The following is a 19,987-nucleotide window of genomic DNA, read 5'->3' on the forward strand; positions in this document are numbered from 1 at the left end:
AATAGATGAGGCGATAATGTATGAGATCGATGCGATCGACAGGAAAATCATCCGGCAATTGCGCCTGAACTCCCGGATCTCCAATGTCGACCTCGGCAAGGTAGTTGGTCTGTCCGCCTCCGCCTGTCTGCGCCGCATCGCACTCATGGAACGGGCAGGCATCATCAGGGGTTACACCGCACTCGTTGACATGCTCGGCGAGGACGCAATTGCCGTCATCATCCAGATCACTCTCGAACGCCAGACGGAGGAATACCTGAACCGCTTTGAAACCGCCGTTCGCAAATATCCGGAGATTCGCGAGTGCTTTCTGATGACGGGTGGATCGGATTATCTGCTTCGCGTTGACGTCGAAAGCGCCAGTGCTTTCGAACGAATCCACAAGGAGATACTTTCTGTCCTGCCGGGTGTGCTGCGGATCAATTCCAGCTTTTCCATCCGCAACGTTTTGTCAGTGCGCCAGAAATAGATGCGCGGAGTACTCAGCGACGGCGTTTGAAGACGGCACTTGGAGCGAATTACGCCATAAGGATCGCAAGACGGCGAGCCGGGCCAATGCTAACCTTGACAGTGGGGATCACTCACGACCGGATAGCGACATGTATGACCATTGCATCATTGGAGGGGGTATCGTCGGCTTGGCGGTCGCCATGGCGTTGCAGGAAAGGACACCTGGCGCCAGAATCGTTGTCTTGGAGAAAGAGCCAGAGCTTGCCAGACACCAGACGGGTCGCAATAGCGGCGTCATCCACGCCGGAATCTATTATGCTCCCGACTCCCTGAAGGCAAAGCTCTGCCGCGAGGGTGCGGCGGCGACAAAGCGCTTCTGTACTGACAATCGCATCCCATTCGAAACCTGCGGAAAGTTATTGGTCGCCACCAACGATGCGGAGACTGAGCGCATGGATGCGCTCGAGGGAAGGGCCCGGCAGAACGGCATCGACTATACGCGACTGACGAGCGCGCGATTGAGAACCGCCGAGCCTGGTATCGCCGGTCTCGGCGCTCTTCTGGTCCACTCCACCGGAATTGTCGACTACGCGGTGGTATGCCGCGCCATGGCACAAAAGATCGAAGCGCGGGGCGGCGAGATCAGGCGCGGAGTTGCGGTCACAGCCATTCACGAACAGGAAAAGAGCGTGCGCATCGAAAGTCCGTCCGGTTGCGTCGACGCCGGCAAATTGGTTGCCTGCGCCGGTCTCCAGTCGGACCGAATCGCATTGATGGCCGGCTTGAAGATCAATCATCGGATCGTTCCGTTCCGTGGCGAATACTACGCATTGCCGGCATCTAAGGCGAAGGTCACGCAGCGCCTCATCTATCCGATCCCCGATCCCGACTTGCCGTTTCTCGGAATTCACCTGACGCGAACGATTGATGGCGGCATGACTGTGGGTCCCAATGCGGTGCTTGGTTTCGCGCGCGAAGGCTATGCCAAGGGCAGTTTTGCGATCGCGGACGTCGCCAGCATGGCGACGTTTCCTGGCTTTTGGAAAATGGCTCGGAGGAACTGGCGTTCGGCAATTTCAGAGTTTGCCAATTCCGCGTCGCGCGCACGCTATCTCAAGGAGTGCCGGAAATATTGCCCTGCGCTGACGATCGATGATCTGCAGCGCCCGCAAGCCGGCATTCGGGCGCAGGCGGTGATGGCCGACGGAAGCCTGGTTCATGACTTCCTGTTCAAGCAGACCGAACGAATGCTGCATGTCTGCAATGCCCCCTCACCGGCGGCAACCTCCGCCATCCCGATCGGACGCATGATCGTCGACCGACTGCTTGCCGGCACCAGCGCGACAAATGTTTCCCCCGCCCTGCAGGGGGCCGAGGCTTAGGTCTTCGGCTTGCTTGTCGCCCAGGAGAAATGTGCGTGGATCATCTCGATCCGCCTGCGAAAATGGGCGTGCCGATCAGGAGCTGGCAAGACCGCCGTCCACGGGAAGCGATATGCCGTTGATCAGGAAGGCTTCATCGCTCAACCTAGCGCCTCGGCTCGCCAGCATGACTGCCGTTTCCCGCCCGATCCCCTTGCCTGCTCCGGTGATAAGAACGCGTTTCCCCATTCCAGTCCATTTTCATTCGCTCGGCGAACTGTGCCGCTGACCATGGACCTACCCGCAAATGCGCTGCTGGGCATCTAGGCAATCATCAATCGGATGACAAAAAAGTATCGGTCTGCGGGGGCAAATGTGGTGGAGCGGCGTGTCAGATCCGGCTAAACTTCTTTCATGGTCGCGCGATGGAACCGGGAGAGCTCCTCCGCGGATGGCCGAGGTGTTGGTTTCCACGCAGAACTGAGCCGGTTAGGCGCATAATTTCCATTGAGAATTGAGCCATGTGAACCTTCCCCCCAACGCGGTGAGCGACGGGGGCCACGGAGTGATCCACATGGGACTTTTAAACATCATCCGTCGGATGGCGCTGCGCGAGAAGCAGTCGATCCGCGAGATCAGCCGGCGCACTGGGCTGTCACGCAACACGATCGCGAAGTATTTGAGCGCTGGTACGATCGAGCCGACGTTCACGGTACCGGAACGTCCGAGCAAGCTCGATCCTTTTGCCGACAAACTTGCTGGCTGGCTGAAGACCGAGGCCGGGAGGTCGCGCAAGCAGCGCCGAACGCTGAAGCAGCTTCATGCGGATCTGGTGGTTCTCGGCTTTACCGGCTCCTATGGTCGGGTCGCCGCGTTCGCCCGCGACTGGCGGGCTGAGCAGCTGACAGCGGGCCGCGGCATATTCGTTCCGCTGTCTTTCCGCCCAGGCGAGGCATTCCAGTTCGATTGGAGTGAGGACTATGCCGTGATCGGCGGCGAGCGCACGAAGCTTCAGGTCGCACATATCAAGTTGTCGCACAGTCGGGCCTTTCTGGTCAGGGCCTACCTGCTGCAAACGCACGAGATGCTCTTCGACGCCCACTGGCACGGCTTCCGTGTGTTCGGCGGCGTACCTGGTCGCGGCATCTACGATAACATGAAGACGGCGGTCGATCGTGTCGGTCGCGGCAAAGAGCGGCAGGTCAACATCCGTTTCCTCGCGATGACGAACCACTACGTCTTTGCGCCAGAGTTCTGCAATCCCTCTGCCGGCTGGGAGAAGGGGCAGGTCGAGAAGAACGTCCAGGATGCTCGCCCACGACTGTGGCAACAGATGCCTGACTTCCCGGATTTGGCGGTATTGAATGCTTGGCTGGAACAGCATTGCCAGGACCTGTGGCGGGAGACGGCGCATGGCACCTTGCCCGGCACAATCGCAGATGTTTGGGCTGATGAGCGGGCAGCATTAATGGCACTGCCACCCGCATTTGACGGCTTCGTTGAGCAGAGCAAGCGCGTCTCACCGACATGCCTGATCACCTTCGAGCGCAATCGTTACAGTGTGCCAGCATCGTTTGCGAACCGGCCTGTCAGCCTGCGCATTTATCCCGAGAGACTGGTCGTTGCGGCCGAGGGCAATATCCTATGCGAGCATGAGCGGGTCATTGAGCGGAGCCACGATAAGCCGCCACGAACGATTTACGACTGGCGACATTACCTTGCCGTCATCCAGCGCAAACCCGGTGCCTTGCGCAATGGTGCGCCCTTCCTGGAATTGCCGCTGGCCTTCAGACAGTTGCAAGATCAGATGCTTCGCCGCCCCGGCGGTGATCGTGAGATGGCCGACATCCTCGCTCTGGTGCTTCATCACGACGAACAGGTCGTCGTCAGGGCCGTGGAACTGGCTCTGGATCAAGGCGTGGCGACCAAAACGCATGTGTTGAACCTGCTGCATCGGCTGATTGATGGCAAGACGACCGACGGTCCCGACATCGATACGCCACAGGCACTGACCCTGCTGCGCGAACCCAAGGCCAATGTAGAACGCTACGATGGCTTGCGGGTCCGGATCGTAGGAGGTCGTCATGCGTCATGACCCCGCAAGTGCTGCCGTCGTCATCATGCTGCGTAGCCTGAAGATGTATGGCATGGCCCAGGCCGTCACGGACCTGATCGAGCAAGGTGCTCCCGCCTTCGATGCGGCCGTGCCAATCTTGTCCCAGTTGCTGAAAGCCGAGATGGCCGAGCGTGAGGTCCGCTCGATTGCCTATCACATGAAGGCTGCTCGCTTCCCAGCCTACAAAGACATCTCCGGATACGACTTCGCCGCCAGCGAGATCAACGAGGCCACCGTGCGCCAACTGCACCGATGCGAGTTCATGGATGGGGCGCAGAACGTTGTCCTTATCGGTGGCCCTGGCACTGGAAAAACGCATGTCGCGACCGCTCTTGGAATCCAAGCCATCGAGCATCATCGCCGAAAGGTCCGCTTCTTCTCGACCATCGAACTGGTCAATGCTCTCGAGCAGGAGAAGGCTAAAGGCAAGGCGGGCCAGATCGCGGAGACCTTGGTCCGCCTCGATCTGCTCATCCTGGACGAGTTGGGATACCTGCCGTTCAGCGCCTCAGGCGGAGCACTACTCTTCCACCTGTTAAGCAAGCTCTACGAGCGGACCAGCGTCGTGATTACCACCAACCTCAGCTTCAGCGAGTGGGCAACCGTCTTCGGCGACGCCAAGATGACGACCGCTCTGCTCGATCGTTTGACCCACCGTTGCCATATCCTGGAAACCGGTAACGACAGCTTCCGCTTCAAAGCCAGCTCGGCTGCCGCAGCACAGAAGAAAGGAGAAAAAGCCAATCCCTTGACCAAATCCTGATCAGAAAACCATACTTAGAGGTGGCTCACTTCTTGGTGGAAAAACCGGCTCAGTTCCGCGTGGAAACCAACAGCCGAGGAGCAGAGTGTATCCCTGGGAGGGGTAGTCCTATGCGGGATGTATCAGAGCCCGATCTGGAAGTCGTCCAGATACGATCCGGCGAGTCCTTCAAGATGTGGTCGCACGGATATCCCTATCATACGGTGCGTTGGCACTTTCATCCCGAGTACGAGATCCACCTCATCACCGAAACCTCCGGCTGCTATTTTGTCGGCGACTTCATCGGCGATTTTCAGCCGGGCAATTTTGTCATGACCGGCCCGAACCTGCCGCACAACTGGGTGAGCGAGGTCGTCGACAACAGGCGCATCGAGCAACGCTGCCTCGTTTTGCAATTCTCCGAGGCGTTTATCGATGGCCTGCTTGCCATCCTTCCGGAGCTCAAGGGTTTCCGCTCGGTGCTGGCCGATAGTCGTAGAGGCGTCCTCTTTTCGCTCGAGGCAGCGGCGCTCGCAAAGCCGATCATGCAGGAGATGCTGGACGCCACGGGTGCGCGTCGCATCGCGCTTTTCATGCAGCTCGTCGAACTTTTGACCGGTGCAAACGATCACGTGGCTCTGACCACATCCGATTATCAGCCCGATCCCTCCGGTTATATGTCGATCGGCACCAACAAGGCGTTGGCATTTATCCGCGAGCGACTGACGGAGCCGTTTTCGGAGACCGATCTTTCGGCGATTGCCGGCCAAACGCCAAGTGCGTTTTCCCGGTCGTTTCGCAAACATACCGGCTTCTCGGTGATTCAGTATGTCAACCGCTTACGCATCAATCTTGCCTGCCAGTTGCTGATGAGCAGCGAGGACACGCCTGTGATCGATATCTGCTACGCATCCGGGTTTAACAACCTTTCGAATTTCAACAGACACTTTCTCGCGCAAAAAGGCATGCCGCCCTCCAGGTTCCGAGCCTTGAGGGCACAAAATGAAAAAGCGGTGGAGGCCGCCTAACCAGGGAGGACAGGGAGGAGACAGGAAACATTGGTGGCAAGTGCGAACCGGAGACCGTGGCGGGTCTCCGTGTGGGATCGCGTGTCGTCAAACTTGGAACAGATGCGCCTTAGCGGTGCGGCCGACGGTGGTCTTTGACCGTGAGTTTCGGCGCGCGCTTTCGTGCACATTAACTCAGGCCAGCCACACGCCTGAGACGGTAACCGCAACAATCGATCTCTTCAATGGAGAAACCGAAATGACGCAATTCTCAATGAAACTCGCAGGCGCTGCCGTACTGGCTGTCGGCCTTCTTAACGGAACGTCCGTTTTTGCACAATCGGCCAAGGTCACCGACGCAACGGTCGCCTTCCTGATGCCCGACCAGAGTTCGACGCGTTATGAAGAGCATGATTACCCAGGCTTCCAGGCTGAAATGGCAAAACTCTGCGCCGGCTGCAAGGTGATATACCAGAATGCCAATGGCGACGCATCCCGCCAGCAACAGCAATTCAACTCGGCGATCTCGCAGGGTGCCAAGGCGATCGTCCTCGACCCGGTCGATTCCACCGCCGCTGCCTCACTGGTGAAGATGGCCCAGAGCCAGGGCGTCAAGGTCATCGCCTATGACCGCCCGATCCCGTCTGCCGCCGCTGACTACTACGTCTCTTTCAACAATGAAGAGATCGGCAAGATGATTGCCGTATCGCTCGTCGAACATTTGAAGAAGAACAATGTCAAGCCAGAAGACGGCGGTCTGCTGGAGATCAACGGCTCGCCGACCGATGCGGCTGCCGGCTTGATCAAAAAGGGCATCCATGCCGGCATCGCTGAAGGCGGATATCAGGTGCTGGCCGAATACGACACGCCGGAATGGGCGCCGCCGAAGGCACAGCAATGGGCAAGTGGGCAGATCACCCGCTTCGGCAAGAAGATCATTGGCGTCGTGGCCGCCAATGACGGTACCGGCGGTGCAGCCGTCGCCGCCTTCAAGGCTGCCGGCATCGATCCCGTCCCGCCGGTGACAGGCAATGACGCAACGATAGCCGGCCTGCAGCTGATTATCGCCGGCGATCAGTACAACACGATCTCCAAGCCGAGCGAGATCGTGGCTGCCGCCGCCGCCAACGTCGCACTGCAGCTGCTTTCCGGTGAAACGCCGAAGGCGGATACGAAGCTGTTCGACACGCCGACGCAGCTCTTCACGCCGGCGCTCGTGACTGCGGAGAACCTGAAGGCCGAAATCATCGACAAGACGGTCAACGGCAAGCCGATCCAGACGCCTCAGCAACTTTGCGGCGACCGCTACGCGGACGGTTGCAAGAAGCTTGGTATCGGCAGCTAAGCGCTCCTCCCCGGGGGCCCTCCGGCGCGTGTCGTCGGGGGGCTCATTGCAGATCGCATGAGGTCACACGGAAAGGCTTGCCTCGATGATGGACACTCAACACGATACGCCCCCGATCGGCGAGCTCGTTCTCAGCCTGCGTGGCGTTTCCAAGAATTTCGGCGCCGTATCGGCCCTGACGGATATCGATCTCGATGTGCATGCGGGTGAAGTCGTGGCGCTGGTCGGTGACAATGGCGCGGGAAAGTCGACACTCGTCAAAATTCTTGCCGGCGTGCACCAGCCGACATCGGGCACGATCACCTTCGCGGGCAAACCAGTGACGCTCGCTGACCCAAGCACGGCACTTAATCTCGGCATTGCAACGGTTTTCCAGGATCTCGCGCTTTGCGAAAATCTTGATGTGGTGGCCAATATCTTCCTTGGCCGGGAGACCAGTCCTCTGAAGCTCGACGAAGTGTCGATGGAGGTGCGCTCATGGAAGCTCCTGAATGAGCTCTCAGCGCGCATTCCCAGCGTTCGCATTCCGATCGCGTCGCTTTCCGGTGGGCAGCGTCAAACGGTGGCGATCGCCAGATCGCTGCTGCTGGAGCCGAAGCTCATCATGCTCGACGAGCCGACGGCCGCACTCGGCGTGGCCCAGACGGCGGAGGTCTTGAACCTCATCGAACGGGTCCGCGATCGCGGCCTCGCCGTCATCATGATCAGCCACAATATGGAGGATGTGCGGGCCGTGGCAGACCGCATCGTGGTCCTGCGGCTCGGCCGCAACAACGGGATATTCTATCCCGACGCAACCAACCAGGAACTCGTCAGCGCCATCACCGGAGCCGCGGACAATTCCGTATCCCGCAGGGCAAGCCGACGCCAAGCGTTGCACGATATCACAGAGGGCGGAAACCTATGAGCACCAACGCCAATCAGAACGCCCCATCCGCACCCCTGCTCGATCGAAGCGACGTTCGCGTCAAGCATGAAACCGGCGTCAGCGGCGCCATCCGGGCCTTTGCCGATCGCGTGCGATCGGGCGATCTCGGTTCGTTGCCGGTCGTCGTCGGCCTCGTTCTCATCTGGACGGTGTTTGCGTCGCTCAATCCGGTCTTCCTTTCGGCCAACAACCTCGTCAACCTGCTCTTCGATGCGTCAACGGTCGGTGTTATCTCGCTTGGTATCGTCTGTATCCTGATGGTCGGCGAGATCGACCTGTCTGTTGGCTCGATCAGTGGCTTCGCCTCGGCGCTCGTCGGAATGCTGTGGGTTAACGAAGGCTGGCCGGTCGCCCTGGCGATCGCCGCCGCCCTTGCAGCGGGTGGTATCATCGGTGCGCTCTATGCATTGCTGTTCAATCGACTGGGAATGCCGAGCTTCGTTTCGACGCTGGCCGGCCTACTCGCCGTTCTCGGCATGCAACTCTACCTGCTTGGCGCGACCGGGTCGATCAACCTGCCCTACGGCTCTGCGGTCGTGAACTTCGGACAGCTGCTGGTCATGCCCGATCCCGTTTCCTATGTCCTCGCTGCCATTCCAGGGTTCGTGCTGTTGGTGAGCGGTTATCGCGCCGTCGTTCGCCGCCGCGCGGCAAGCGTGTCCTCGCAGTCGCTTGGCAGCCTGATTTTCCGTGCTGTTGTAATCACCTTGGTGCTAGAGCTGAGCGTGTTTTATCTCAACCAGGACCGCGGCGTTCCGTGGATGTTCGGTCTGTTTGTCGGCCTGGCCGTGGCCATGAGCTACGCGCTGACCCGCACCAAGTGGGGCCGCTCGATGACGGCGGTTGGCGGCAATCGCGAGGCCGCACGCCGCGCCGGCATCAATGTTCGCATGATTTATGCGTCCGCCTTCATGCTTTGCTCGATGCTGGCTGCACTTGGTGGCGTTCTGTCGGCGGCGCGTCTTGCGTCGGCAAGCCAGCAGGCCGGCACCGGAGATGTCAACCTCAATGCCATCGCGGCTGCCGTCATCGGCGGTACGAGCCTGTTTGGCGGACGCGGCAGCGCCTATTCGGCCTTGCTCGGCATCATTGTCATCCAGTCAATTGCCAACGGCCTGACCTTGCTCGATCTGTCATCGTCGCTTCGCTACATGATAACCGGCGCCGTTCTTGCCATTGCCGTCATTGTCGACTCGCTCGCACGCCGTTCGAGAGTGTCCCACGGACGCGCGTAAAACCCAGACAAAAGGTAAGGAATGCTATGAGACAGGAACTTTCTGGAAAGGTCGCTGCAATCACCGGCGCGGCCTCGGGGATCGGCCTTGAATGCGCAAGGGCGCTGCTCCGTGAGGGCGTCAGCGTCGCCCTCATCGATCGGGCAGAGGCGTCATTGAAACGAATTTGCTCCGAACTCGGACCGCAGGCATTTCCTCTGGTTGTCGATCTGACCAGCCCGGAAAGCGTTGCGACGATGATGCCGCAGATTCTGCAAAAGTTCGGCAAGCTCGACATCTTCCACGCCAATGCCGGTGCCTATATCGGCGGAGACGTCGTGGAGGGAGATCCCGATGCCTGGGACCGCATGCTGAACCTCAACGTCAATGCTGCCTTCCGCTCTGTTCAGGCCGTGTTGCCGCACATGGTTGAACGGCAGACCGGCGACATCATCATGACCAGTTCCATTGCAGGTCTGGTTCCCGTCGTTTGGGAGCCGATATACACTGCCTCCAAATTTGCGGTGCAGGCTTTCGTTCACACGGTTCGGCGACAGGTGATGAAGCATGGTATTCGCGTCGGTGCCGTCGCGCCGGGACCCGTCGTCACTGCCCTGATCAGCGATTGGCCGAAGGCGAAGCTCGAAGAAACCATCGCAGCAGGCGGGTTGATGGAGGCAAGCGAAGTGGCCGATGCCGTCATGTTCATGCTCTCGCGGCCGCGCAATGTGACAATCCGCGACCTCGTCATTTTGCCGCATAGTACGGATCTTTAGACATGGCACGTCACTTTCTCGGAATCGATGTCGGCACCGGCAGCGCCCGCACGGGGGGTTTTAACCAGAGCGGTGATCTGCTGGCATCGGCAAAACAACCCATTGCCATCTGGCACGAGGCTGGCGGCGTTGTCGAGCAGTCGAGCGAGGATATCTGGCTGGCGGTTTCCAGCACTGTTCGCAAGGCGGTCGAGGATGCGGCAATCGATCCGGCCTCCATCGCCGGCATCGGCTTCGACGCCACCTGTTCGCTGGTTGCTCTCGGCGCGGATTGGCGCCCGACCAGCGTCAGCGGTTCAGGCGATGCCAACAGGAACATCATCGTCTGGATGGATCACCGGGCCGCCGCCGAAGCCGACGAGATCAACGGCGGCGGGCACGCCGTCCTGCGTTATGTCGGTGGCCGCATCTCGCCCGAGATGGAAACGCCGAAGCTCCTTTGGCTGAAGAGGCACCTGCCCCAGCGATACCGGGCAGCGACCCACTTCTTCGACCTCTCCGACTATTTGACATGGCGCGCCACGGGAAGTCAGGCGCGATCAGTCTGCACGGTGACGTGCAAGTGGACCTATCTCGCCCATGAGGGGCGCTGGGACGCCGACTATTTTCGGGCCATCGGACTTGAAGACCTCACTGTTGATGGTTTCGCGCGGATTGGTAACGAGATTGTCGCTCCGGGAACGGCACTTGGCACCGGGCTTTCCGCTCAAGCGGCCGCCGATCTCGGCCTTCTGGTCGGCACGCCTGTTGGTGCGGCCCTCATCGATGCGCACGCGGGCGGCATCGGGACACTTGGCGCAGTTGAGGCTGGAACGTCAGGTGGCGCCGACATCGCCCGCCGCCTGGCCTATATTTTCGGAACCTCGGCCTGCTCGATGGCAACGACACAGCAACCAACTTTTGTTGACGGCGTCTGGGGTCCCTATTTCTCAGCGATGGTCCCGGGTCTGTGGTTGAACGAAGGTGGGCAGTCGGCGGCAGGTGCCGCAATCGACCATCTGGTGCGTATGCATCCGGCCTCCGGCGACATCGAGGTCCGTGCAAAGGCAGTGGGTCTGTCACTCGTCGGCTATCTGGAGCGGGCAGCTGCTTGCGCCGGCGACACCGCCGCCGATCTCGCCGACGGTATCGTCGTGGTGCCAGAGTTCCTCGGCAATCGCGCGCCCTTTGCCGATCCGGATGCACGCGCACTGATCGCCGGACTGACGCTTGATGAAAACGAGGGTTCGCTTGTTTCGCTTTATGTGGCAGGGCTTGCCGGTCTCGGCTACGGTCTGCGGCAGTTGCTCGACACGTTGGCTGGTAAAGCGATCGACATCGACCTGATCGTGGCCAGCGGCGGCGCGGCAAACAGCTCCCTCGTGCTGCAGATGATCGCCGATACCACGGCGAGGCAGGTCGCCAGCGTAACCAGCCCGGAGCCAGTGCTGCTTGGTGCTGCGATGCTAGGGGCCGTTGCCGGTGGCTGTCACGCCGACATTTCCAGCGCAATGGGTGTCATGTCGCGCATCGCCAGGGTCTATCGCCCAGCCTCAGGTGCGATGCGCGAAAGACATGATCGACGATATGCGGCCTTCAAGCTGCTTCAGGAGACCGGTCGAAATCTTCGCGACATGATCTGACAAGGGCTCTGCTCTACCTTCCGGTCCGAGTTGCGGCATAGAAGGGTCTCGACCCGTGCGCGGTTGCGATGTGAGAGCTTGGCTGACATCCTTTGAGGGCGATGCGCCTGGGGCGGGGCCGCCTCGGCCGGTTGCCTGACCCTCGTTACGGACGTCGACGGTGGCGAGTGCCTGCTTGCAGCCCTGGAGGCAATCGATCGCCGCATCCATCCAAGATCGCCATTGACAAAGCCGATCCAGCCGTGGCCAAGGGCTGCAGGCAAGATCGACTGGACGCAGCACGAAGGCGCCATTCGCCGGGTGCTGATTGCCCTCGGCGTGAGGACACGGTCGGGTCCAGTCTATCCCGCGCTTTAGCTCCCGTTCGTGACTGCAAGCGATCGGGCGGCGCTTGACTGGGCAATGGTCGGTCTGTTTACATCGTCGCCAAATAGGGATACTTTATATCCTTAATTGATGCTATCAGGCGTCGAACCCGGACTGAATTGATGATCCTGAAAAGCCAAGTCGAATGGGCGCTGCATTGTTGTGCCATACTAGCCGGTCTGCCTGAAGGCCGTTACCTGTCAACCAAGGCATTGGCGGAGTTCCACGGGCTTCCGAAGGAATATCTTTCGAAGGCGCTGCAGAGCCTTTCCCAAGCAGGTCTCGTCCATACGACGCTCGGTCCATCGGGCGGCTACCGATTGGCGAAAGCACCGGCCGAGCTGACCTTTCTTGACATCGTCGAGGCCGTGGAGGGTAAGGCGCGAACCTTTATCTGCAACAATATCAGAGCCAACAATCCTTGTCGGCCGCTTGGCTATTGCGAAAGCGGTCCTTGCGCCGTAGCAGGCATCATGTGGGAAGCCGACGAAGCGTGGCGGCAGAAGCTGCGCAGCGTCAGATTATCCGATCTGATAGAGACCTTGTCCAAGGATATTCCCGCCGATCTTTGGAAGAGCAGCTTCGAGTGGGTCCTAGAGAGAGCCGGATGAGCGTAGCTTGACCTCGCCCACGCCGGGCATTGCGTAGAGGTAGCTCTGCGGCGGCATTGCAAGGGATAGGCCGCTTTCCCGGCAGTGACGATGGACAAGATCGATCACTTCGTTCCTCGCCGGCGTTCTATCTGCCGGACTGGTCACGCGAAACTGAAGTTCGGTCTCTACTGCGACAGCGTCGATGCCCTTGAGGGCGACGATCGGCGGTGGGTCCTGCACGATCCGCGTGCAGTCTTGCAGGGCGGTTCGCATCGCCTCCTCGACGAGTTGCGGCCTGTGGGTTGCGGCGATGCGGACGAGCAGCGTGATCTGATGCGTCTCGTCGGGACGGCTGAGATTCGTCAGCCCCACTTTCGCCAGGGCGCTATTGGGCAGAACAACAACGTTATGAGCGCCGGTGAGCAGAAATGTGGAGCGCCAGTTGTTCTCGATGACACGTCCCTCGGTCCCATCGCTAAGCACGATCCAGTCGCCAATGACAAAGGGCCGCCCCAATGTCAGGGCGATGCCTGAGAAGACGTCGCCGAGCGTATTCTGCAGCGCAAGGCCGAAGATGATGGCGACCACGCCGGAGGTCGCGACCAGGGTGCCGATGGGCGCTTTGAAGACGAAGCCGAGGATGGACAGGGCGACTGCGAGATAGACAACGGCAACGATCAGATCCTGCAGCAGCCGGGCTTCTCGCGGCCGTCGCTCCAGAACGATATAGATGCGCACGAAGCCGATCAGGGTCCATGCAAGGTGTGTCCACCATAAGACCCGGGCGCTGATGGACAGAAATGCCGTCGTGCCTGTCAGATGTGTCTCCTCGACGCGATGCGGCAGGATGCCTGCAAGGGCGAGGACAGCGGTCATGCATGCGAAAAACAGGATCTGAACGACCAGCCTGGCGGTCGGGCGGCCACGACCCTGGAGATGCCATACGATAATGCCGGCAACGCCCAGAAGATTGATCAGAACAAGCGGCAACGAGAGTTGTTCGTTGAACATGGCAGGCTCCGATCGCGAGGTTGGCCCTGTGCGGCGGGGCCGTGTGTGCGATCAACACCCGGCCTGCCCTGACTTACTTCTTTAAGGGATAGGTCAGTTCCTTCTCGCCGGTGTCAACCACGAAGACCGCAAGCAGCTTTGCAGGCTTTGTCTTGCTGCCGTTTGCGCTGACGCCATGACGGTCGCCGGGCATCTCCGAAAAGCTCTCTCCCGCACGATAGGTTTTCACCGGCCCATCATTGACCTGGCTACGGATGGAGCCTTCCAGCACCATTGCATAGATGAAGGCGGAATTCGGATGGGTGTGGCCCTCGGAAAAGCCACCTGGACCATATTCGACCAGGACACCCTTGATGCTCTTGCCCGGAACGTTCGGCAGTTCGTGCTCATAGACGAGCGTGACCTTGGAAACCTTGCCGCCGGCGTCATCGGCAAAAGCTGCGTTGAATGATAGCGCTGCGAGGGCAGCTGCGACGAAGATCGACTTCATCATAATCGAGGTTCCTTTCATAGTTGGCCGCTGCGCCTTAAGAATTATGGCGCAGCGGCGTTCCGTTATTTCCGCGCGGAGGTTGGGAACCATTGCTCGAAGGTGATCCGTCCCAGGCGTGGATTGTTGTCCGAGACCAGCGAACCATCCGCCAGCCGGGCGCCAAAGTAACGCGCCTCGGGATCCGGCTCGACCTTGCGGGCATCACCCGTGGCCTTGAGGTAGCGAGCAACGAGTTCGTTGAGCCGGAAGCGCTCCGGGCCGGCGATCTCGATCGTGCCATTGACCGGTGGAGCGAGCGCAACGTCGGCCATGGCATCGGCGACGTCATCGGAAGCGATCGGCTGCACATGGGCCGGTGACAGGTGAACCGTATCGCCGACCGTGCCGGATTGCGCGATGCCGCTCAAGAACTCCATGAACTGCGTCGAATGAACGATCGTGTAAGGAACGCCCGAGGCCTTGATCAGCTTTTCCTGGGCTAGCTTGCCGCGGAAGTAGCCGCTCTCCTGCAGCCGTTCGGTCCCGACCACCGAAAGCGCGATATGGTGTTTGACGCCGGCAGACCTCTCTGCCGCGAACAGATTGCGGCCCGAGGTTTCGAAGAATTCCAGCACCGCCTTGTCCTCGAAAGAGGGCGAGTTGGCGAGGTCGACAACGACCTCGGCGCCGGCGAGCGCCTCGGCCAGCCCTTCACCGGTGATCGTGTTGACGCCGGTATTCGGAGAGGCGGCAATCACCTCATGACCTTGCTTGCGCAGGCGCTCGACCGTCTTGGACCCAATAAGGCCGGTCCCGCCAATGATGACGATTTTCATCGGACTTCTCCCTTCAGGGCGGCCATCGGCCGCTATTGATGGCTTTGAGGTCGCAAGCTCAGTTGAGGCCGGCCGGGTCGAGGCCGTAGGCCTTGTCTGCAGAACCGGGGACTGCCTTGAACGCGATGCTGGCGCGGTTCCAGGCATTGATCACCATGATCGAGAATGTCAGGTCGGAAATGTCCTTCTCCGAGAGCTGGCTGCGGACCCGCTCGTAGAGTTCGTCGGGGATGCCGCCTTCAGGAAGGTTCGTGACTGCTTCGGTCCAGGCAAGTGCAGCCCGCTCGCGCGGGACAAAGAGGTTGGATTCACGCCAGATCGCCACGTGATAGAGGCGCAGTTCGCTCTCGCCATGGATCTTGGCTTCCTTGACATGCATGTCGAGGCAGAAGCCGCAACCGTTAATCTGTGAAGCGCGGATGTTCACGAGGTCACGAATTTTCTGTTCGATGACGCTGTCCTTCAGGCCCATGCTGAGGTCTGAGAGCTTCTTGAAGAACTCGGGTGATTGCTGTGCGTAATTGAGGCGCTGTGTCATGTCTTTCTCCTATTAAGGATATCATATCTCCTTATGGACATATGATATCCGTAATGTCTGGACAGTAAAGCTCTTCCGACCTAAACTGCGACATAAGGCTTATGTCAAAACGTATGGGGGACAGATGGACATCGTATCTGCGCTGAGAGCCTTTCTGCGCGTTGCAGAGACAGGCTCGTTTTCTGCAGCGGCAATCGATCTCGATCTCACACAGCCAGCAGTCTCCCGGCAGGTTTCCGCACTGGAAGGACATCTCAACACGCGCCTGCTGCATCGTACGACAAGTGCGCTTGCCCTGACCGTCGAAGGTGAACAAATGATCGCGATGGCGCTACGGGTGGTCGAGGCAGTGGACGCTCTCAACGAAGCCTCCTGCGTCGAGACAGCCATGGCGTCCGGCCGAGTGCGGCTTACCCTGCCCGCGCCCCTTGGTCTTTATGTCAGCGACCGCCTCCCGGGACTGCTCGAACGCCATCCCGCACTGTCGGTCGAACTGATTTTTCGCGAGGAGCCGTCCGATTTGATCGGCGATGGCATCGATCTCGAAGTGCGGCTTGGCGCGGTCTCGGACAGTACCTTAATGTGCCGGCGGATCGGCTGGACGACCGGCTTTCTCGTCGCGGCGCCGTGCTACCTGGAACGACACAGTATGCCCAAAGCGCCGGATGACATTGGTGACCATCAATGCATCTGCTACAGCCGCGCCGGAGATGGACGGTCGTGGTCGTTTTCCGATGGGTCGGACGAGATTTCCGTGCGCATCGCACCGCGTCTGGTGGCCAACAATGCCGTGGCGGTACATCGCGCAGTGTTGACGGGGGGCGGTCTTGCCGTGCTTTCGCATCTCCTTGCCAGCCCAGACATCGAGGCTGGCAGGCTCATGAAGGTGATGCCAGAATTTCCGCCCGCGCGCCTGCCAATCAATGTCGTCTATCCGTCGCGCAAGAGCCTGCCGTTGCGGGTCCGCACAGTCCTCGATTTCCTGGCACAGGTGGTCAGGGAGGACCCATTGATGGCATCCTAGAGCACAAAGCACTTGCTAAAATCTGCGCGCATTATCATCCTGCGGGCAACTTGGGAGGAGCCATGAGCCGCAACATTATCCTTGTCGATCCGCTTCCGCGGACGCTCGATCTCATCATGACGCCGGATGTTCGCCGCCGTCTGGCACAGCTGGGAGAGGTCGTCGTCAGCGAAGATCGCCAGATGCCGGCAGAACAGGTCGAAGCCCTGTTGCCGGACACGGTGCTGATCTTCGGCCAGACCGACATGCCGAAGGAGCGCCTGGATCGCGCCCCTCGGCTAAAGGCCATCATCAATGTCGAGTCGAACTTCCTGCCGAATATCGATTACCAGGCCTGTGTCGAGCGTGGTATCTGGGTGATCACGCCGGCATCGGCCTTTGCGTCGCCGGTGGCCGAAGCCGCGCTTGGCATGGCAATTGATCTTGCCCGTGGCATCACCAAGGCCGATAGGCAGTTGCGAGCGGGCGTCGAAGAGTACGGCCTTGCCGGAAACGACGAGACATTTCGTTTTTCCGGCGCACCGGTCGGCCTGATCGGTTTTGGAGATCTGGGGCGCCAGTTGCGGGATCTTATCCGGCCGTTTCGCAATACCGTGCGCGTCTTTGATCCTTGGCTGCCGGCCGAGATCGTCGAGCGGCTCGACTGCACGCCGGCATCACTGGATGAAGTACTTTGCGAAAGCCGCGTCGTCTTCGTCTTTGCCGGTGTAACCAGCGAGAACGAAGGGTTCATCGGCCGGCGTGAATTCGCAATGATGCAACCGGGCTCCGCCTTCCTGCTGATGAGCCGTGCGGCCGTCGTCGATTTTCCTGCCATGCTCGACGCAGTGAGATCTGGCCATATCCGCGCCGCGACGGATGTCTTTCCAGATGAGCCGGTCGCTCCCGACGATCCCGTCCGCAAGGTGGAGGGGTTGTTGCTATCTGCACATCGCACCGGCGGTACGCGAGATGCCTTCTACGCGCTTGGCTCGATGGCTGTCGCTGATGCGGAGCTCATCATGAAAGGCCTGCCGCCGCAGCTTTGCCGAAGGGCGGATCCGGCGACGGCAAACCGGTTGCGTTCCAAGCCGGTCAGTGTTTCCTAAACCGCCGGCGATGCGCCTCAGCGGCAGCGCAAGCCCGCATCGGTCAGTTGATCGGTGAACTGGCCGCCCTCTTGTGGCGGGTCCCGTCGATGCCGCGGACGCTCAGAAATTCATCAATGAATTATCTTGGCGCTCTATCGCGCCGCAGGCGGTTAAAATGCTAGCCTGAGGCAAAAGAAGAATGCCGGAGGATAAAATGACGAAGAAAACGCTTGGCGACTGGCAGGCTCTTGCCGAGAAAGAGCTGAAGGCCTCGCCGGAGACGCTCGTCTGGACCACGCCAGAAGGGATCGCCGTCAAGCCGCTCTATACCGAGGCAGACATAGCGGGTGCTCAACACCTCGGATCGCTTCCTGGCTTTGCACCCTTTACCCGCGGCCCGCGCGCGACGATGTATGCAGGCCGCCCTTGGACAATACGCCAATATGCCGGCTTCTCAACTGCGGAGGCCTCCAATGCCTTCTACCGCAAGGCGCTCGGCGCCGGGCAGCAGGGCATTTCGGTTGCCTTCGACCTTGCAACCCACCGCGGCTATGACAGCGATCATCCGCGCGTCGTCGGCGACGTCGGTAAGGCAGGAGTTGCGATCGACAGCGTCGAAGACATGAAGATCCTCTTCGATGGCATCCCGTTGGAGAAGATCTCTGTCTCCATGACGATGAACGGTGCGGTTATCCCGATCCTGGCGAGCTTCATCGTCGCCGGCGAGGAACAGGGTGTGTCCCGCGCCGAGCTTTCCGGGACCATCCAGAATGACATCCTCAAGGAGTTCATGGTCCGCAACACCTATATCTATCCACCCGAACCGTCGATGCGGATCGTTGCCGATATCATCGAATATACCGCAAGAGAGATGCCGAAGTTCAACTCGATCTCGATCTCCGGCTATCACATGCAGGAAGCCGGCGCGACACTGGTGCAGGAACTGGCCTTCACGCTCGCCGACGGGCGCGAATATGTTCGTGCTGCGCTCGCCAAGGGGTTGAACGTCGACGATTTTGCCGGCCGCCTCTCCTTCTTCTTTGCCATCGGCATGAACTTCTTCATGGAGGCAGCAAAACTGCGCGCCGCGCGGCTCCTCTGGACGCGGATCATGGAAGAGTTCAAGCCGGCAAAGGCCTCGTCGCTGATGCTGCGCACCCATTGTCAGACCTCTGGCGTGTCGCTGCAGGAGCAAGATCCCTACAATAATATCATACGCACTGCCTTCGAGGCGATGTCGGCAGTGCTGGGCGGCACGCAGTCGCTCCATACCAACTCCTTCGACGAGGCGATCGCGCTGCCGACGGAGTTTTCGGCACGCATCGCCCGCAACACGCAACTGATCCTGCAGCACGAGACGGGCGTGACGAAGGTCGTCGACCCACTTGCCGGCTCCTACTATGTCGAGACCCTGACCAAGGAACTCGCCGATAAGGCCTGGGCCTTGATCGAGGAGGTCGAGGCGCTCGGCGGGATGACGAAGGCCGTCAACGAGGGCTTGCCCAAGCGGCTCATCGAAGAGGCGGCGACGCGCCGCCAGGCGGCGGTCGACAAGGGTGACGAGGTCATTGTCGGCGTCAATAAGTACCGGCTCGAGACAGAGGAAGAGATCGAGACCTTGGCGATCGACAATGCCGCCGTGCGCACTGCCCAGATCAAGCGTATCGAAGAGACGAAACGTCGGCGCGACGGCACCGCCGTACGAGCTGCCCTCGACTTGCTTGCGGAGGTTGCAGATAGCGGCAAGGGGAACCTGCTTGCGGCGGCGATCGAAGCGGCGCGCGCGCGTGCGACCATTGGCGAAATTTCCGATGCCATGCGTCGCGCCTTCGGTGATCACGCAGCCGAGCCCGAGGTCATCAAGGACGTCTATGGTCAAGCCTATCGTGACGAACCCGAGCTGGCAGTACTGAAAGATCGCATGAGCGATATCGGCAAGATTCTCGGTCATAGGCCGAAGATCATGGTTGCCAAGCTGGGTCAGGACGGCCACGACCGCGGCGCGAAAGTGATCGCCTCCGCGTTTGGTGACATCGGCTTCGACGTGTTGGCCGGGCCGCTCTTTCAGACGCCGAAGGAAGCAGCCGAGCTCGCCGTCGCAAACAAGGTACACGTAGTTGGCATGTCGTCGCTGGCTGCCGGCCACAAGACGCTGGCGCCGCAACTGATCGACGAGCTCAAGGCGCAAGGCGCTGGCGATGTCATCGTGGTGGTGGGTGGCGTCATTCCGCGGCAGGATTACAAGTTTCTGATGGACCACGGGATCGCCGCCGTATTCGGGCCTGGCACGAATGTTCTGGATGCGGCAAATTCGGTTCTCGACCTGCTCGAGGGCAAGCGGCGAAACCGCTAGATTTCGCGCGGTGTGACAACGGTTCGCGGCCAAGCTGTTCGCCGTCGCTGTTCCGTTCTGCGTGAACGGAGACCGGCGGCTGCTGCTCATGTGCCGCGAAATCGATTCTCTATTCTCGGCTCAAAACTCAGGAGCCTCGAAATCGAGCGGCTATGAAAATTAA

The 19,987-nt window shown here is 60.1% G+C and carries 20 protein-coding genes; 15 read left to right on the forward strand and 5 right to left on the reverse strand.

What is annotated here, in order from left to right; genetic code table 11:
• Positions 1-16 precede the first annotated feature (16 nt).
• Both WGT02_RS28805 and lhgO read left to right on the forward strand, forming a co-directional pair.
• A complete protein-coding gene (locus WGT02_RS28805) occupies positions 17-469 on the forward strand; it encodes an Lrp/AsnC family transcriptional regulator (protein ID WP_208246502.1) in 453 nt (150 codons plus the stop codon).
• Positions 470-599: 130 nt separating this feature from the next.
• Positions 600-1,832: an L-2-hydroxyglutarate oxidase gene (gene lhgO, locus WGT02_RS28810; RefSeq protein WP_208246504.1), complete on the forward strand. Its 1,233-nt coding sequence runs from the start codon at positions 600-602 to the stop codon at positions 1,830-1,832.
• A 75-nt stretch (positions 1,833-1,907) separates the two neighbouring features.
• On the opposite strand, the gene WGT02_RS28815 is transcribed toward lhgO, so the two are convergent.
• Entirely contained in the window at positions 1,908-2,060 is a 153-nt protein-coding gene (locus WGT02_RS28815) for a hypothetical protein (protein WP_225040057.1), read from the reverse strand.
• A gap of 325 nt (positions 2,061-2,385) precedes the next feature.
• Between WGT02_RS28815 and istA the strand changes: the two genes are divergently transcribed.
• The 10 genes from istA (at position 2,386) to WGT02_RS28865 (ending at position 12,538) form a co-directional block, all read left to right on the forward strand.
• Positions 2,386-3,906 (forward strand): IS21 family transposase, encoded by a 1,521-nt coding sequence (gene istA, locus WGT02_RS28820; protein ID WP_208180357.1) that lies wholly within the window; start codon positions 2,386-2,388, stop codon positions 3,904-3,906.
• Entirely contained in the window at positions 3,896-4,690 is a 795-nt protein-coding gene (gene istB, locus WGT02_RS28825) for an IS21-like element helper ATPase IstB (RefSeq protein WP_208245060.1), read from the forward strand. Before istA ends, istB begins: the two co-directional genes overlap by 11 nt.
• Positions 4,691-4,800: 110 nt before the next feature.
• Positions 4,801-5,697 carry an AraC family transcriptional regulator gene (locus WGT02_RS28830; protein WP_208246506.1) on the forward strand — a complete coding sequence of 299 codons (897 nt, stop codon included), beginning with the start codon at positions 4,801-4,803 and terminating at the stop codon, positions 5,695-5,697.
• Positions 5,698-5,935: 238 nt separating this feature from the next.
• Positions 5,936-7,021, forward strand: a complete 1,086-nt coding sequence (locus tag WGT02_RS28835; protein ID WP_208246508.1) for a sugar ABC transporter substrate-binding protein — start codon at positions 5,936-5,938, stop codon at positions 7,019-7,021.
• 85 nt (positions 7,022-7,106) lie between these two features.
• The gene (locus WGT02_RS28840) at positions 7,107-7,928 is read left to right on the forward strand and encodes an ATP-binding cassette domain-containing protein (RefSeq protein WP_208246510.1); all 822 of its coding nucleotides are present in this window, start codon (positions 7,107-7,109) and stop codon (positions 7,926-7,928) included.
• Entirely contained in the window at positions 7,925-9,184 is a 1,260-nt protein-coding gene (locus WGT02_RS28845) for a sugar ABC transporter permease (RefSeq protein WP_208246512.1), read from the forward strand. The genes WGT02_RS28840 and WGT02_RS28845 overlap by 4 nt, the downstream gene beginning before the upstream one ends.
• A gap of 26 nt (positions 9,185-9,210) precedes the next feature.
• Positions 9,211-9,939, forward strand: coding sequence for an SDR family oxidoreductase (locus WGT02_RS28850; RefSeq protein ID WP_024314640.1), 729 nt, complete (start codon positions 9,211-9,213; stop codon positions 9,937-9,939).
• A 2-nt stretch (positions 9,940-9,941) separates the two neighbouring features.
• Positions 9,942-11,561, forward strand: a complete 1,620-nt coding sequence (locus WGT02_RS28855) for an FGGY-family carbohydrate kinase (RefSeq protein WP_208246514.1) — start codon at positions 9,942-9,944, stop codon at positions 11,559-11,561.
• Between the two features lie 222 nt (positions 11,562-11,783).
• On the forward strand, positions 11,784-11,918 hold the full coding sequence (locus tag WGT02_RS28860; protein ID WP_339151223.1) for a hypothetical protein: 135 nt from the start codon (positions 11,784-11,786) through the stop codon (positions 11,916-11,918).
• A gap of 131 nt (positions 11,919-12,049) precedes the next feature.
• The gene (locus WGT02_RS28865) at positions 12,050-12,538 is read left to right on the forward strand and encodes an Rrf2 family transcriptional regulator (protein ID WP_024314638.1); all 489 of its coding nucleotides are present in this window, start codon (positions 12,050-12,052) and stop codon (positions 12,536-12,538) included.
• Here the strand turns inward: WGT02_RS28865 and WGT02_RS28870 are convergent.
• The 4 genes from WGT02_RS28870 to WGT02_RS28885 all read right to left on the reverse strand — a co-directional run bounded on the left by WGT02_RS28870 (position 12,521) and on the right by WGT02_RS28885 (position 15,377).
• Positions 12,521-13,531, reverse strand: a complete 1,011-nt coding sequence (locus WGT02_RS28870; protein ID WP_024314637.1) for a mechanosensitive ion channel family protein — start codon at positions 13,529-13,531, stop codon at positions 12,521-12,523. The genes WGT02_RS28865 and WGT02_RS28870 overlap by 18 nt on opposite strands.
• A 73-nt stretch (positions 13,532-13,604) precedes the next feature.
• Positions 13,605-14,024: a cupin domain-containing protein gene (locus WGT02_RS28875; RefSeq protein ID WP_208246516.1), complete on the reverse strand. Its 420-nt coding sequence runs from the start codon at positions 14,022-14,024 to the stop codon at positions 13,605-13,607.
• 62 nt (positions 14,025-14,086) lie between these two features.
• Positions 14,087-14,839 (reverse strand): SDR family oxidoreductase, encoded by a 753-nt coding sequence (locus WGT02_RS28880; RefSeq protein ID WP_024314635.1) that lies wholly within the window; start codon positions 14,837-14,839, stop codon positions 14,087-14,089.
• A gap of 58 nt (positions 14,840-14,897) precedes the next feature.
• Positions 14,898-15,377 (reverse strand): carboxymuconolactone decarboxylase family protein, encoded by a 480-nt coding sequence (locus WGT02_RS28885; RefSeq protein ID WP_208246518.1) that lies wholly within the window; start codon positions 15,375-15,377, stop codon positions 14,898-14,900.
• A 124-nt stretch (positions 15,378-15,501) separates the two neighbouring features.
• Between WGT02_RS28885 and WGT02_RS28890 the strand changes: the two genes are divergently transcribed.
• The 3 genes from WGT02_RS28890 to scpA all read left to right on the forward strand — a co-directional run bounded on the left by WGT02_RS28890 (position 15,502) and on the right by scpA (position 19,824).
• Positions 15,502-16,401 carry a LysR family transcriptional regulator gene (locus WGT02_RS28890; protein ID WP_208246520.1) on the forward strand — a complete coding sequence of 300 codons (900 nt, stop codon included), beginning with the start codon at positions 15,502-15,504 and terminating at the stop codon, positions 16,399-16,401.
• Positions 16,402-16,463: 62 nt separating this feature from the next.
• The gene (locus WGT02_RS28895) at positions 16,464-17,489 is read left to right on the forward strand and encodes a hydroxyacid dehydrogenase (protein WP_208246522.1); all 1,026 of its coding nucleotides are present in this window, start codon (positions 16,464-16,466) and stop codon (positions 17,487-17,489) included.
• A gap of 196 nt (positions 17,490-17,685) precedes the next feature.
• Positions 17,686-19,824, forward strand: coding sequence for a methylmalonyl-CoA mutase (gene scpA, locus WGT02_RS28900; RefSeq protein ID WP_208246524.1), 2,139 nt, complete (start codon positions 17,686-17,688; stop codon positions 19,822-19,824).
• Positions 19,825-19,987: the final 163 nt, after the last annotated feature.

The sequence above is a fragment of the Rhizobium sp. T1470 genome (genome assembly GCF_042140505.1).
Lineage (GTDB): Bacteria > Pseudomonadota > Alphaproteobacteria > Rhizobiales > Rhizobiaceae > Rhizobium > Rhizobium favelukesii.